The sequence below is a fragment of the Phormidesmis priestleyi ULC007 genome (assembly GCF_003003695.1).
Taxonomy (GTDB): Bacteria; Cyanobacteriota; Cyanobacteriia; order Leptolyngbyales; family Leptolyngbyaceae; genus Phormidesmis_A; species Phormidesmis_A priestleyi_A.
Genome location: NZ_PVWG01000011.1, coordinates 111,728 through 125,083, shown reverse-complemented (window position 1 = coordinate 125,083; position 13,356 = coordinate 111,728). Strand labels below are relative to the sequence as shown.

Sequence of the window (13,356 nt, the reverse complement as noted above, 5' to 3'; positions counted from 1 at the left end):
CGACCTCATCGTTAAGGATTTCATCTGAGTGTGCTTCTGAGAAGGAAGCATTTTAGAGTTTGGCAGAAGAGTTTGCTTCGGTATCTGGATAAGCCCCCCGATCGATCGATCGGGTAGGTTTAGAATCTGACGTTAGGGGTTTAGCCTCTGGATGATTTAAGTCAATGGCTGAGGCTTGTCTAGATGACATTCTGCGCTTGCGAAGCCACAAACCCAATATTCCACTGGATATCAAAATGGAACCCAACGCTGCACCCAGTAAAACAAAAGACTTTTTGGGCGAGCTAGGGGTCTCAGGCAAACTCGGATCTGACACCATCTGAATCTGGGGATAAGAACCAAAGAGTTCAGCCTTGCCAAGATTTAGACTCCCTAATGTAGAAGAGAAGACCGCTTCAGAGATTTGCATGTCTCGCTTCAATCCGTCTAGCGCAGAGCCGTACTGAGCCAGGGTTTTAAGCTTTCCTTCTAGCTGAATGATTTGCCGCTCTAGCGTTGCGGCACTGGCTCGAAGACCTTGTTCAGTGACTTGGGCAGTGATAACTTCTTGAAAAAGGGTATCGCGGGCGCTGCCTGTTCTCACTTCATTGGTGCTGTTGCCAATATTTAGTTGAGCCAGAGTCGCCGGGTTGACTGATCGTCCCAAAAGCGATCGACTGCGATCGAGCATAGCGGCTCTAGCAGCTTCTTGCTTCATTCGTTGCTGAACGATCGCGGGGTGGTTGGGTCCTAGCCTGGCGCTCAGAAGCTCACTTTCAGCCGTAGCTGTGCTGTAATCTTGGAGGTTGCGTAGAAACAGTTGATCTGAATTTAACGTAAACGCATCGGCAGCTTGTGGGGCAGAGACGTTTAAGTTAGCAGAGAGCTGTTTTAACCGAGCACTGGCTTGCTGTTGCTCTGCTAGAAGAACCGCTCTTTGCTTACGCAAATCTTCGATCGCGCTAGAGAGCTGGTCAATTTGGCTATTAGAAACTAGCCCTGAACGAGCTTTATAGCTAGAAAGACGCTCTTGGGTTGATTCAAGATTCTGCTGTGAATCTTTTAAGGCCGCCTTGATGCCTTGATTTTTCTCAATCGCCTCCTGCTGCCTCAGTTGAACCAGCTTTGCCTCAAATGCTTGATAAAGCGCGATCGACTTATCTTTAGATTCTTGAGGAGTGCTGCCCTTGACCTCAAAAGTCATCAGGGTCGAGCTATCGACAATCTTGACGCGAGGCGCACCAAACTTTTGAACACTCATGTTCAATTGTTTAGCCGCATCTGCTAGAACAGAGTCACTCGTAATGATGTATTTGTAGTTTTCGCGCGGATCTTGAGTTTTGCTGTCAAAGGGCGAAGTAACCTGCGAACTTCCTCCGCCAATTTGAGGCAAGTTGACACTGCTGCTTGAGCGATTAGCTGGCAGAGTGAGTGCCCATTGGCTAGTGAAACTTGGCTTTGCAACGTTCAGGAACAGAAGAGCCAAACCCCAAATAGAAGCATTTGCAACCAGACCCAAAAGCAGGTATCCCTGCCAGTCGTTGCGATCTACAGAGGGTTTAGCCGGATAGGAAGAGGCTTTTGTTAGCTCATTCATAAGCATTAACGGAAGATTCCTCTTAGTATATTAAAGGGATTGAGGATGTCAGTGATAAAGCGAAGCACCCCTGATGTGTTCTCGTTTTTAGAGTCGTAACAAACAATCCCATCCCGTGGCATCAGGAAAGGATTGTTTGTATTGTCGGTAGAATTTCTTAAAAGAGTTTCAACCGGCTGATCGATGACGGTGGTTTTCCCAGTAGTGCGATCGGTCTGCATGAGAGTGACTCGACGTTTTCCGCTTGTGGAGAGGTTGCCACCTACACATCGAGATGAGACGACAGCATTTGAGAAGCGGGTTCCATAGGCTAATTCAGTGGCGCGATCGTTGTTTCCGGTTGCGCCAGGAGCCGTTGCGTTTGAAACAAAAATAGGAATGACGGAGGGAGTCAGTTGCGAAGGACGCACCAAGTCATTTTGAATTTTATCTAGGCGAGGAACAATCACCTGATCGCCTGCAACTAGCGGCACATCGCGCTCTGATTCACCCGAAAACACTCCCGATAGATCAATCACCTGGGTCTGGTTATTGCGAACCAGGCGAATATTTTTGATGTCGGCATCTGGCGTGACTCCTCCTGCGGTGCGAATTGCGGCGGTCAGGTAGCGCTCAGGAGGATAGTTGCCCGAAACAGGAATGGTGCCCGCGATCGGGGTGGGAATGCTCACCAAGTTACCGCTCGTCGAGTTAGTCGGCTGACTGTTAATCAACACTCGACCGGGTTCAAACGTTGCACCCGACACGTTGACCTGGACGGGTGCCCACTGGAAAACCTTGATGCTGACCCGAAGACCGTTTGCCCTAAATAGACCTTTCTCGACTAAAGTTCGACTCACCTGCTGCTCAACTTGAGGAAGCTCTAACCCAGCAGCAGGGATGGGGTCAAGGAAGGGAAATTGCAGCGTGCCGTCAAGGTTGACTTCATACAAGCCGCTGATGCGCTGGGATTCTGGAAGGTCAGAATCAGCGGGAATAAATAGGCGAAGACGATCGCCTGGCGAGAGCGGCAATGCGAATGCAGGTGACACCCCAAATAAGGCAATCACAGCACCCGATAAGAAAATGGCGGGTTTGTTAAGTGACATAGGTCGATCTGAGTGTTTGAACCCTAGTTTTGTTCCATTCTTCGCAGAATTAAAACTTCGTAGGGGTTCTGGTGTTTACTATCTAGCTTGTGGAAAATTTGGAACAAGCATATCTAAATTTTGATTTACTCGGCACCCTGACTGGCTTTCTGCGATTTTGGCGCAGCTTTTGTATTGGCATGAAGCCACTGGTTAGTAGCAACCACTACTTCTTGCAGCATGATGACCCAACGAGTTCTTAACCAACTCGCCATGGTTAGATAGCATCGAGCTTGATCATACAGGGTGATGGGCGTTTCTGCGATCGCTTTACAATACTCACCAAATAGTCTCCACGTAGGAAATACAATTCGACCTGCATTGTCAGGATCCCACCAAACCAGAAAGGCGTAAAAGTCGCAGTTGCCATCTTTAGAGCAGACACTTGTTGATTGCTCAGGGTGTCTCCGGTTTAGGAACAGGTGCTGGGGAACTTCATGAAATCGACCCATTAAAGTGAGCCGTGATAGTAGTGCCCCATCGGCGTGTCCAAAACTGCCCAATAAAGGAGTTTGTTTCAGGGCGGCAGAGCGAATGACCCCAAAGATGGGGTAGCACATGAAGGCGCGGTGCATGCTGCGAAACCGAACAGGAGGTCTGGAAGAACCCAGCTTCAGCTTGCCGTCTAAGTCATATTCGCCCGTGACTTCACCGTTTTGATCAATATTCTTAGTCCACGGGTAAGCAAGAACGACGGATGAGTCTTGATCGAGCGCTTCGACGCACTTTTCGAGGAATTCTGGAGCACAGATATCATCATGAGCAGCCAATTTAAAGTATTCACCTTGAGATAGCTTAAATACTTGGTTTTGATTCCACGTCGCCCCCATGTTGCGGGGGGTTCGATAGTATCGGATGCGCTCATCTTTGGCTAAATACTCTTTACAAATCTCGTCTGTTGCGTCTGTTGAGGCGTTGTCTGAAATCACTAGCTCAAAGTTCTGAAAGGTTTGAGCCAGGATAGAGTCTAGCGCTTCCCTAATATAATTCTCGCCGTTGTATACAGGCATACCAACACTGACGCGAGGGCGGTTGCTGCTCATCGTGCACCTGTCTCCGTATATATGCTGATACTCATCAAACCTGAATATCCGGGGAAAGACAATTAGCTTTAGAATGTCTTCACCAATTCTTTTCATTAGTGATAGTTAGGTAGGGAAATGATAAAGAGTAGCTTCACAAACCAGAACAGCCCTAATGGGTATTACGCAAAGAAAGAAACTGCAAAGAAAGTAGGGTAGTAAGTAGACTGCTTATCAATGTTCTGTAGAACGTTCAACTCGCGACTGGGGTATTTAAACCTGAGTCTTAAGACTGAGATTTTTGTCCGATCGTCATGGGTTATAATTATATTGCTAAGAAAGGATTTTAGTAGCAATGGTAGATTGATTAACCATCAGCATAGAGAGCATTATCGCAGAAAAGCTACAGTACCAGCAACAGATAATGCAAACTGCATCAAATACAACCGTAAACATAATTGCATAATAGAAATTATGGGAAAGAGGGCATTATCGACAACGTTTCCCACAACAATCGTTATTTTTGTTAAAAGTTGGCTGAGTGATCCGTAAAATGCCAATGCTCATAGGCGTGCCTTTTCGCGTTGACTTTCAGGAAAGTAAGCTGAGTATCCGACAGACATCAACTGAGTTTAAGTTTCATTCGATCGATTGATTTTCTCAGACAGCCATTCTTGAGGATCTTGTTGATACATGATTGTTTCCTTCGACAACAAGGGTTCTTCAGGCGCTTCGGTTAAAAGTGGGAAGCGATCATACGGATTGAGCAATCCGTATGATCGCTCGTGGAGCAATTCAACATGTTGTTCTAAGGCGTTGGGGATTACAGCTTCCTCGAACGTAATGAACTTGAAATAAACGCCTCTCGCTAGGCTCAAGATCTGGTTGCGATTGCAGAGTTCTGGCTGCGTTTGATCTTGTCGATAATAACGAATTCGCTCATCTTTGGCTGCATATCGTTGCGCGATCGCTTCCGTTTGGTCGGTCGAAGCATTATCTAAAATGATTAACTCAAAGTTCTGAAAGCTTTGCGACAGAATTGAATTGAGCATTGCTGCCAAAAGGTGCCCGCCATTCTGTACCGTCAGCCCTAGACTAAGGCAAGGTTGAAGTGTAGCCATGATAATTCTCTGTTCGCAAAATGTCTCAGAATCGATCAAAGCTTGGGCAAGTAACAGGAATGTTGCGCTTCCTTATCTCACTCAAGCGAGTCAGTCGTAAAGAGATTGTAGAAATAGCCCAGCAATCAAAAAAGTAAAGATGACAGCAATTACAATGTCTCAATTCTACGAAATACAACGTTTCTAACAATGCAAGAGGATTTTCCGTAATGCATTAGTGAGTTAAGCACTGAAGCTAAATCAAGATTGTCAGTATTGCGCTTTCAACACTAGTTGAATTAAAAAATATAAACCGATGACATTCTTACAAGATGAATCTATTAACCAATTGCTCAATCAATCGCGAATGATGCATTTCGCAAGGAACGTCCTCCTAGATCTTCGCAAAAGACAAAGTGACTGGGATTAAATTCTTACAACCTAACGAATACTATCAGAAATGAAGCGAAGTTAGTATGTTAGGGGGGAGTCAAGCCTCCAGGGATTCGCACGGCTGCCACGGTTTGCACAAGCAGTACAAACGCAATGAACAACTTCCCCTTCAGCAAACATTGCCGACTGTGATTGAGGAAAGCGAATTTCAGTACATTTGGTAATGACATGAATCCAGACCCTAATGAAAGGTACAGCCAACTGAAGCTTTCGATCAAATCAAGCTTAAATTATAGACTATAGATGAAATAGATGAATCTGTACGTTCTTCGTAATTACCGTAAACAAAGTTATCTTTCCTTCTCTTCACACTCTCTTCTTACGGTGGAAGAAATTCGATGGTTAGATAGTTTGTTGAGATTTGCTTCTAAGGAGCGTGAATTAAACCAATGTCAGGAAGACGTAGTTCGGTCGTTTCGACGCGGGCATTGCCCCACCCGTGACTGGAAGTCCGGGCTAACAGAGGAAAGTCCACTCAAGGGGACTCCGAACCGATTTCAGGCTCTTTATTCCGTTGAAACGGACTTCGCACCGTTAGCCCGAACTTCAGTTCAGGGCAGATAATCGGTCTGACTGAGAATGCTGCAAGATCTCAGATCGTGAATAGATTGATCAATTCTCTAAAAAGATTGATTCGGCAGTGGATTTGAGAGAGTCGGCAACATTAGATAGAGTTTGCGTCAATGAGCGCTGATGCTGTAAAAAGACATGAGCACAGTTGCGACCCGGCAAACCAGAAATCGAGCCACCTGGATGGGTTCCGGCTCCTGTTAAATAGAGTCCTTTAATCGGAGTTGTGTAGTTCGCCAACTCTGGCAACGGGCGAAAACACATCATTTGATCCAGCGACATATCCAGATGATAGTAGTTACCTTTAAGTACTCCTAAGCGATCTTCTAACTCTGGCGGACTTTCGATGTGTCGAGCAATAATCGCGTCTTTGACATTGGGAGCATAGTCGGCGAGTTTGTCGAGGACCCGATCGGCAACTTTGTTCTTCAGTTCCTCTGTCCAACCAGTACCTTTTAATCCAGTGCCTTCGGCTCCTGCAATTTGGTAAGGGGCGAAAAACTCAATCCATAGTGTGTGCTTGCCTTCGGGTGCCATTGAAGGATCTAAAACCGTCGGCACAACGAGATACATTGAGGGATCGTCGAGAGGAATTTTTCCGATATTGGGATCGGTGTGAGCGACTTCGACATGAGGAACCGAATCTGCAATCAAGACAGAACCCATGAAGTATTCGTCGCGATGTTCATGTTGCTCAAAGCAAGGCAACTCTGACAGCGCACAATCAATTTTTAGAATCGCTTCGTTGTGGTTGATGATGCGACGATCGACGCGTTCTCTCAGATTAGGATCTGCTTCAGCGATCGCGTCAGCATCGACCATTTGCAAAAACAGCCGCCTGGCATCAAGGCTAGAAATCACACCCCGCTTGGCTCGATATTCTTGACCGTTGGCAAGCCGCACACCCTCAGCTTTGCCGTCATCAACGAGTACTTGTTTGACCTGCTGATCGGTGAGAATATCGCCTCCCAAATCTTTGACACACCGCACCAGAGCGTCTGTGAGTGCCCCGGTTCCCCCTTTGGGACGTGACATACCAGGGTCGTGACGCAATGACATCATCAGAGATCCGATCGACATCGTTTTTTGAGAAGGAGCCTGACTCAGTTCTCCAGACAGCCGCGCTAGAGGGGCTTTAAGAAATTCTGAGTCAAAATATTCTTCTAACAAATCAGCCGCACTCGTAAACATTGTTCGCACTAAGTCGAGCGTTTTGTTGGCTCCGCCTAAGACAGAAAGCGTGTCTTTGATTTTTTGGATGTCAAAGTTTCCCGCCATATCGAGCAGGGATTTAGGAGGCGCATTAAATACCGGAGTGACTGCGTGCGTCATACGCTGCCAAAAGTCAATGAAGTCGGCATATTTTTGGGCATCACGCGAACTGTAACGCGCAATCTCAGCACAGGTTTTTTCGATCGATCGGTGCGCCAAAAAATATTTGCCGTCAGGATGCGGACAGAATACTACAGGATCACAGAACAGATACTCCAGTCCATAGCGGTGCAACTCTAGTTCTTGAACCACCGATCCTAGATGAATGAAAATGTGGTTGATTGCACAGGGGTTAAATTTGAAGCCAGGTGCGGTTTCTGGCATAAGTTCTTCTGTCGTTGCAGCTCCTCCCGGAACACTGCGCCTTTCGAGTAGTAATACTCGATATCCTGCTTTGAGCAAATAGGCAGCGCAGACCAATCCGTTGTGACCTGCGCCGATCATCACCACATCGTATTCTTGCATTATCTAAGACGTTGATTATTTTTGTTCTACTTCTGGTTGCTCTTCGGGTCTTGCCATTGCAGCAGGGTTTACAGGTGTGACATCTTGATCATCACGAGAGTAATCCGCTTCGGTTGGAGTATCTGCTGGATCTGGATCAATCAAACCGTTTTGATTCGTGTTTGGTTTAGCAGCATTTCCTTTATGACTTGCATGTCCACTACTCATTCGTTTTCTCCTGTTGTTTTTTCAAAAATTCGGAAGGATATTAAGAGGCGTGTCCCCTTCGTTTACGCCAGTTGGAGGTGGATAGCCTTCTGCTGTAGATACATTACTGGATGGCTCTTTCTGGGCATCGAGACTGGAAAAGTTAGTCGCGATCGCGTCTTCCTCTGAGTCAGTTTCTATCAGATGCTCAGAAAGCTCTACTTGAGCGTCTAGCATTGCGCCCCACCCTCAAAAGCCAATGGCTGGTTGGTTGTCACCTCTTGAGAAGAAGGGGGATTTTGAGGTGCTTGGGATTGTTCAGTCACCTGGTTATCCTCAGTCAAGTCAGCGATAGAGCCTAGCAGATAAGCCAGACTCGTATCTTTTATTGAAATAGATTTTGACTAAATGAAATCTATCTAAAGGTGTTAGTAGGGGATCAGAAATCTGGAGTTGAAAAGAGCATTCTCGTCAAATCTGGAACTATCTATAGAGGTTGTTTCACTAAAGTTACCTGAGTATGTACTTATGTGAACAGTAGAGTTTTCATCCGATCAGTTCTCAACGGTAGCGGCTTTAAACCTCTGTTTTCTCAGAAGAAGTAGATTTTAATAGCAGTGCACTATGAATCACGATCGCAGCATTTCACCTGAGTTTATTAACCAATTAAGGAACGATTTTTGGCAGTTTGGAAACCTTGCATGGCTGATTGCGATCGCTGACCGCATCTTGAACAGTTTTACTGATGGAATTCTTTCAGCAACTGACATTGCACAGCTATTTACGATCAGTTTTTTGGCCGTGTGCTGGCTGGTTCTTAACCCTAGCCCAGCCGACGAAGAAGCCCTCTACAACGCGCTAAAAACGTTTATTCCTAAGTCTGTTCTGCCTGAAATTAAAGGTGCTGTGCCTTCTGTGAGAGAGCAAATTCAAAAATATGGATATCAACAAAGCTCAATCTGGCGAGGTTGGAAGATTCATCATGCGGTGATGCCAAATGCTCGAAGCCAAGTTCCGATCATTCTGGTGCATGGGTTTGGTGGCTCGATCGGGCATTGGAGACAAAATATTTCTGAGTTGGCAAAACACCACAGCGTTTACACGATCGATTTACTAGGCTTTGGAGCGTCTGATAAACCCGACATTGCTTACTCAATCAATCTGTGGGTTGAACAACTCCACGAATTTTGGCAAACGTTTATTGGAACTCCGGTGATTTTGGTCGGAAACTCGATCGGATCGCTCACGTGTTTGGCAACTGCCGCAGACTACCCCGAAATGGTTCGCGGCGTGGCGATGATTAGTCTGCCTGACACTGCCAGTCACGAAGCGGCAATTCCCGTCCGGCTGCGTCCTTTAGTGTGCTGGCTGCAAGCTATTTTTGTCTCCCCGATCGTGCTCTATCCGCTCTTTCACCTCTTGAGACATCCTGCGATCACTCGCCGTTGGGCAAGCATCGCTTATGCCTGTCGAGAAGCTGTCACCGACGAGCTATTAGAGATTTTGACAAAGCCCACACGAGAACGAGGATCAGCTCAAGCATTTTGTGCCATTTTGAAGGGAATGATCAGTCCGCAGTTTAGTCCCAGCGTTCAATCTATTCTGACTCGCGTCAAAATTCCGTCTCTTTTGCTTTGGGGTAAACACGATCGCATGATTCCCGCAGCGTCTGCTCACCAGTTTTTGAGCTATAACTCAGCCTTACAGTTAATTGAACTCGATGAGGCTGGACATTGCGCCCATGATGAATGTCCAGAACGAGTAAACGCTGAACTGATTGAGTGGATTCAGACTCAAGTGTTGCAGAACGATCGAGGTCGAGATATTTGGAGCGATCGTCGGCAAAATTAAGTCAAATTCAAGAGACAATGCAGCGATGAATAGTCCTCAATAGGAGATAGTGAAACTAACACTCTCTCTAACATCTGCTATTCAACTCGGAGTCAGTTTTATGGATATTCAAGCTGCGGTTGCTTTCACCGCCGGAAACCCTCTAAGCCTAGAAACAGTCACCCTTGAACTGCCCCAAGCAGGTGAAGTTTTGATTGAAATCAAAGCCACAGGAGTTTGTCACACTGACGCTTATACTCTATCGGGGGCTGACCCAGAAGGACTATTTCCAGCAATTTTAGGGCACGAAGGAGCAGGCATTGTAGTCGAAGTCGGCGCAGGCGTAACTAGCCTTAAACCGGGCGATCATGTGATTCCACTTTACACACCAGAATGTCGCAACTGTGAGTATTGTCTCAGTCAAAAAACAAATCTGTGTCAGGCAATTCGCACCACTCAAGGGCGCGGTGTAATGCCTAACGGCACGAGTCGGTTCTCGATCGACGGCAAAATGATTCACCATTACATGGGCACTTCGACGTTTGCAAACTACACCGTTTTGCCCGAAATTGCCGTCGCAAAAATTCGTGAGGATGCGCCTTTTGAAAAAGTTTGCTTGATCGGCTGTGGAGTCACGACTGGGCTTGGAGCTGTCATCAACACTGCTAAAGTAGAGCCAGGCAACAACGTCGTCGTCTTTGGTTTAGGCGGCATTGGCTTAAATGTGATCCAAGCGGCGAGAATGGTTGGAGCAAATATGATTATAGGGGTGGATCTTAACCCTAAAAAACGAGTTCTCGCTGAAAAACTTGGGATGACTCATTTTGTCAACCCCAGCGAAATTGACGGCGATTTAGTTCCTTATCTAGTCGAACTAACCAAAGGTGGAGCCGACTATAGTTTTGAATGTATTGGCAATGTCAATGTGATGCGGCAGGCGTTAGAGTGTTGTCACAAAGGCTGGGGTGTAAGTGTAGTAGTGGGCGTTGCAGGCGCAGGACAAGAAATTAGCACCCGACCATTTCAGCTTGTGACAGGTCGCGTCTGGAAAGGAACCGCTTTTGGAGGTGCCAGAGGGCGAACTGACGTGCCTAAAATTGTTGATTGGTATATGGATGGCAAGATCAACATTGACGATTTGGTCACTAAGATTATGCCGATCGAGCAAATCAACGAAGCCTTTGACCTGATGCACAGAGGTGAAGTGATTCGTGCAGTTCTGACATTTTAAGCACTCTGATTCTCTATGAAACTCCTCAACGAAAGTCTTTGCTTTGGCGGTAAGGTTGGCTTCTATAGCCACTCATCTAGTGTTTGCAATACCCAGATGAAGTTTGCAGTCTACCAGCCGCCTAAAGCGATATTACAGCCTGTTCCGGTGCTTTATTTTCTCTCTGGTTTAACGTGTACTGAAGAGAATTTTATGGTCAAAGCAGGGGCACAGCAATTTGCCGCCAAACATGGCTTGATGTTGGTTTCTCCTGATACCAGTCCGCGCAGTACCGGAACGTCTGATGAAGATAAAGATTGGGACTTGGGCACTGGCGCAGGATTTTATGTGGATGCGATCGCCCAACCCTGGCGCAATCACTACCAAATGTACAGTTATGTCGTAGACGAACTACCCGCACTAATCCACAAAAATTTTCCGGTGAACCCCAACAAACAGGGAATCTTTGGTCACTCGATGGGCGGACATGGGGCGTTAGTTTGTGCGCTGCGAAACCCCGATCGCTATCAGTCTGTCTCGGCGTTTGCTCCGATCGTGGCTCCGATGCAGTGCGCTTGGGGTCAGAAAGCGTTTTCTAACTACCTTGGTTCTGATCAGACGCTTTGGCGTGACTATGATGCGACTGAGTTGATTCGGAAAGTTAGATTTCAGCGATCGATTCTGATTGATCAAGGCATGAGTGATCAATTTCTCACCACCCAACTCTTTCCAGAAACGTTTGAAAAAGCCTGTGCTGAAGTGGGACAAGCGCTAACCCTAAGAATGCAACCGGGTTATGACCACAGCTATTATTTCATTGCTACATTTATCGAAGATCACATTCGTTATCATGCCAGCATTTTGTGCGATTAATGATCATTCCAACGGCAAGTTGCAGCTAGAGGCAGGCACTTATACTGAAGTCGGAACATTTCGGGGGAGCGATCGTGTCCAGTCTCCCATCTTTTCTGAACTGCAACTCACGGCTCGATCGCTTTTTACAGGTAGATAAAGGGGGTTTGGGGAGCGATAATAGAACTATAAATCCTGTGTTGTGATCCATATGCAAGTCAAAGATCTAACCATTGATGAACTCAAACTGCTAATTCAAGAGACTGTTGCTGAAACGATTCAATCTCTGCTTTTTGACCCTGATGAAGGCAAGCAAATAAAGCCAGAAGTACAGCAACAACTGCTCAATTCTCTGCAACAAACTCAAGCCGGAGAGCGTGGGATTTCGGCTGAAGAGGTGGCTAAAAAACTAGGATTGAACTGGTAATGAGCTACCGTGTTGAATTCACATCTGAAGCAACCGATGGACTGGAAGCCCTGACTTCGACAATTCAAGAACGTATTCTACGCAAAATAAAATGGATGTCTGAAAATTTTGAGGAGGTAAGCCCTCAGAGTCTGAGTGCAAACTTGAGTGGTCTTTTCAAGCTCAGGCTCGGAGATTACCGCGTTATCTACTCCTTTGATAGTGAAGCCAAGTACATCACCATTCACAGAATCGGACATCGCAGAGATATTTATGACTGATTAGCATGGGTAGGTACACTGCGTCTTGATACTCTTAGCCCCTCTAGTGTCTGAGCTTTCCTGCTCCCGTTATCTTCACCTCGATCGCGGCTCTCCATTCCCTAAATTATTCTGATCCGGTGGGTGATTGCCCCTGTCAAACGCTCGATCGTCCACCGTTCCTCTCAACGGAAATGACTGCTGAGGAATCCCGATCGAGATGCCCAACATTTGCCACGATTGCTATCTATGGAATGAAAAGCCGACCTGCTCCCATATAGCTCTCAAGTTCGAGCACAATCTCAACTAAACGGTCAACACATCGTTCCCGATATTCAGATTCATCAAGCCGTGCGAGATCCCCGATCGTAACAATGGGAAATGAAGTCGATGTATTCCCTTCACGCATCACCTGCTCCAAAGAATCCTCGCCCTTCATGTTTCGGTTCGCAGTCAGAATCATCATTTGATTGGTTTGAGCGTAGTTCCACATAGCACGATCACTACTATCCATGAGCAGCCCAGCTTCCCTGAAAGTAACGAACTGGATAGAAAAGAACTCAAGCCAACCCCGTTTCGTCAAAATGCCGAGCAGAACAGCAGCATAGCCGTCTAGATTGTAGTCAACCAGAAAATTCATGCCTTTACCGAAACACGCTGCGCTTTCTGCCCCTCAAGTTTTGCCCAAAGCGCTTCTTGATCTGGCTTACAGGGTTTACTTGCAAGATCAGCCAGATGTTCACGGTTGCGATCGTCCCAATATTGACGAATTTCTTCTCTAGTTTGGAGAACTTCTTGATATTCGGCTTCTACCTGAGTGTGGTTGGATTCAATGTATGACAAAGCTGCATTGATTTGTGCATCATCGAGATTAAATTTGTCGCGAATCAGTTTAGGCGGATACTGAGCTTTCAGCAAATCCATAACATCGTAGAGGTTAGTACGTGTGCCTGCAATCGTGAGTCCCCGCTCTGTCCGGGTGATTGCTGCTTGCCCATTAGATGCCATATCTATCACCTTCGAGAAG

General features: G+C 46.4%; 15 protein-coding genes. 6 read left to right on the top strand and 9 right to left on the bottom strand.

The annotated features are described in order from the left end of the window. Positions 1-52: 52 nt before the first annotated feature. From C7B65_RS12250 to C7B65_RS12220, 7 genes are all read right to left on the bottom strand, one after another. Positions 53-1,576: a GumC family protein gene (locus C7B65_RS12250; RefSeq protein ID WP_073071430.1), complete on the bottom strand. Its 1,524-nt coding sequence runs from the start codon at positions 1,574-1,576 to the stop codon at positions 53-55. Between the two features lie 5 nt (positions 1,577-1,581). After that, entirely contained in the window at positions 1,582-2,664 is a 1,083-nt protein-coding gene (locus C7B65_RS12245; protein WP_073071428.1) for a polysaccharide biosynthesis/export family protein, read from the bottom strand. Positions 2,665-2,789: 125 nt separating this feature from the next. Beyond that, positions 2,790-3,746 (bottom strand): glycosyltransferase family 2 protein, encoded by a 957-nt coding sequence (locus C7B65_RS12240; RefSeq protein WP_073071427.1) that lies wholly within the window; start codon positions 3,744-3,746, stop codon positions 2,790-2,792. A gap of 611 nt (positions 3,747-4,357) precedes the next feature. Continuing rightward, a complete protein-coding gene (locus tag C7B65_RS12235; protein WP_083582872.1) occupies positions 4,358-4,846 on the bottom strand; it encodes a glycosyltransferase family 2 protein in 489 nt (162 codons plus the stop codon). 1,044 nt (positions 4,847-5,890) lie between these two features. Continuing rightward, entirely contained in the window at positions 5,891-7,585 is a 1,695-nt protein-coding gene (gene crtO, locus C7B65_RS12230) for a beta-carotene ketolase CrtO (RefSeq protein ID WP_073071424.1), read from the bottom strand. A gap of 15 nt (positions 7,586-7,600) precedes the next feature. Further along, positions 7,601-7,792, bottom strand: coding sequence for a hypothetical protein (locus C7B65_RS12225; protein WP_073071422.1), 192 nt, complete (start codon positions 7,790-7,792; stop codon positions 7,601-7,603). Positions 7,793-7,813: 21 nt separating this feature from the next. After that, the gene (locus C7B65_RS12220) at positions 7,814-8,008 is read right to left on the bottom strand and encodes a hypothetical protein (RefSeq protein WP_073071420.1); all 195 of its coding nucleotides are present in this window, start codon (positions 8,006-8,008) and stop codon (positions 7,814-7,816) included. 387 nt (positions 8,009-8,395) lie between these two features. Here C7B65_RS12220 and C7B65_RS12215 point away from each other — a divergent pair, with 387 nt between their 5' ends. From C7B65_RS12215 to C7B65_RS12195, 6 genes are all read left to right on the top strand, one after another. Then, positions 8,396-9,622 carry an alpha/beta fold hydrolase gene (locus C7B65_RS12215; RefSeq protein ID WP_083582870.1) on the top strand — a complete coding sequence of 409 codons (1,227 nt, stop codon included), beginning with the start codon at positions 8,396-8,398 and terminating at the stop codon, positions 9,620-9,622. A gap of 100 nt (positions 9,623-9,722) precedes the next feature. Next, complete coding sequence (locus C7B65_RS12210) at positions 9,723-10,832, top strand: S-(hydroxymethyl)glutathione dehydrogenase/class III alcohol dehydrogenase (protein ID WP_073071418.1); 1,110 nt, start codon at positions 9,723-9,725, stop codon at positions 10,830-10,832. 15 nt (positions 10,833-10,847) lie between these two features. Next, positions 10,848-11,684, top strand: coding sequence for an S-formylglutathione hydrolase (gene fghA, locus C7B65_RS12205; protein ID WP_073071417.1), 837 nt, complete (start codon positions 10,848-10,850; stop codon positions 11,682-11,684). Then, positions 11,662-11,823: a hypothetical protein gene (locus tag C7B65_RS27790; RefSeq protein WP_181314385.1), complete on the top strand. Its 162-nt coding sequence runs from the start codon at positions 11,662-11,664 to the stop codon at positions 11,821-11,823. The genes fghA and C7B65_RS27790 overlap by 23 nt, the downstream gene beginning before the upstream one ends. Positions 11,824-11,874: 51 nt before the next feature. After that, entirely contained in the window at positions 11,875-12,090 is a 216-nt protein-coding gene (locus C7B65_RS12200; protein WP_073071415.1) for a hypothetical protein, read from the top strand. Further along, positions 12,090-12,350, top strand: coding sequence for a type II toxin-antitoxin system RelE family toxin (locus tag C7B65_RS12195; RefSeq protein WP_073071413.1), 261 nt, complete (start codon positions 12,090-12,092; stop codon positions 12,348-12,350). The genes C7B65_RS12200 and C7B65_RS12195 overlap by 1 nt, the downstream gene beginning before the upstream one ends. 226 nt (positions 12,351-12,576) lie before the next feature. Here C7B65_RS12195 and C7B65_RS12190 read toward each other — a convergent pair whose 3' ends face one another. Both C7B65_RS12190 and C7B65_RS12185 read right to left on the bottom strand, forming a co-directional pair. Next, a complete protein-coding gene (locus C7B65_RS12190; protein ID WP_073071411.1) occupies positions 12,577-12,969 on the bottom strand; it encodes an ACP S-malonyltransferase in 393 nt (130 codons plus the stop codon). Then, positions 12,966-13,337 (bottom strand): DUF433 domain-containing protein, encoded by a 372-nt coding sequence (locus C7B65_RS12185; protein WP_083582869.1) that lies wholly within the window; start codon positions 13,335-13,337, stop codon positions 12,966-12,968. Before C7B65_RS12185 ends, C7B65_RS12190 begins: the two co-directional genes overlap by 4 nt. Between the last annotated feature and the right edge of the window lie 19 nt (positions 13,338-13,356).

Bases quoted from the DNA above. Each gene is read 5' to 3' on its own strand.
- C7B65_RS12190 (WP_073071411.1), bottom strand. From the start codon at position 12,969: ATGAATTTTCTGGTTGACTACAATCTAGACGGCTATGCTGCTGTTCTG.
- C7B65_RS12200 (WP_073071415.1), top strand. From the start codon at position 11,875: ATGCAAGTCAAAGATCTAACCATTGATGAACTCAAACTGCTAATTCAA.
- fghA (WP_073071417.1), top strand. From the start codon at position 10,848: ATGAAACTCCTCAACGAAAGTCTTTGCTTTGGCGGTAAGGTTGGCTTC.
- C7B65_RS27790 (WP_181314385.1), top strand. From the start codon at position 11,662: ATGCCAGCATTTTGTGCGATTAATGATCATTCCAACGGCAAGTTGCAG.
- C7B65_RS12220 (WP_073071420.1), bottom strand. From the start codon at position 8,008: ATGCTAGACGCTCAAGTAGAGCTTTCTGAGCATCTGATAGAAACTGAC.
- C7B65_RS12240 (WP_073071427.1), bottom strand. From the start codon at position 3,746: ATGAGCAGCAACCGCCCTCGCGTCAGTGTTGGTATGCCTGTATACAAC.
- crtO (WP_073071424.1), bottom strand. From the start codon at position 7,585: ATGCAAGAATACGATGTGGTGATGATCGGCGCAGGTCACAACGGATTG.
- C7B65_RS12250 (WP_073071430.1), bottom strand. From the start codon at position 1,576: ATGAATGAGCTAACAAAAGCCTCTTCCTATCCGGCTAAACCCTCTGTA.
- C7B65_RS12185 (WP_083582869.1), bottom strand. From the start codon at position 13,337: ATGGCATCTAATGGGCAAGCAGCAATCACCCGGACAGAGCGGGGACTC.
- C7B65_RS12195 (WP_073071413.1), top strand. From the start codon at position 12,090: ATGAGCTACCGTGTTGAATTCACATCTGAAGCAACCGATGGACTGGAA.
- C7B65_RS12225 (WP_073071422.1), bottom strand. From the start codon at position 7,792: ATGAGTAGTGGACATGCAAGTCATAAAGGAAATGCTGCTAAACCAAAC.
- C7B65_RS12235 (WP_083582872.1), bottom strand. From the start codon at position 4,846: ATGGCTACACTTCAACCTTGCCTTAGTCTAGGGCTGACGGTACAGAAT.
- C7B65_RS12210 (WP_073071418.1), top strand. From the start codon at position 9,723: ATGGATATTCAAGCTGCGGTTGCTTTCACCGCCGGAAACCCTCTAAGC.
- C7B65_RS12245 (WP_073071428.1), bottom strand. From the start codon at position 2,664: ATGTCACTTAACAAACCCGCCATTTTCTTATCGGGTGCTGTGATTGCC.
- C7B65_RS12215 (WP_083582870.1), top strand. From the start codon at position 8,396: ATGAATCACGATCGCAGCATTTCACCTGAGTTTATTAACCAATTAAGG.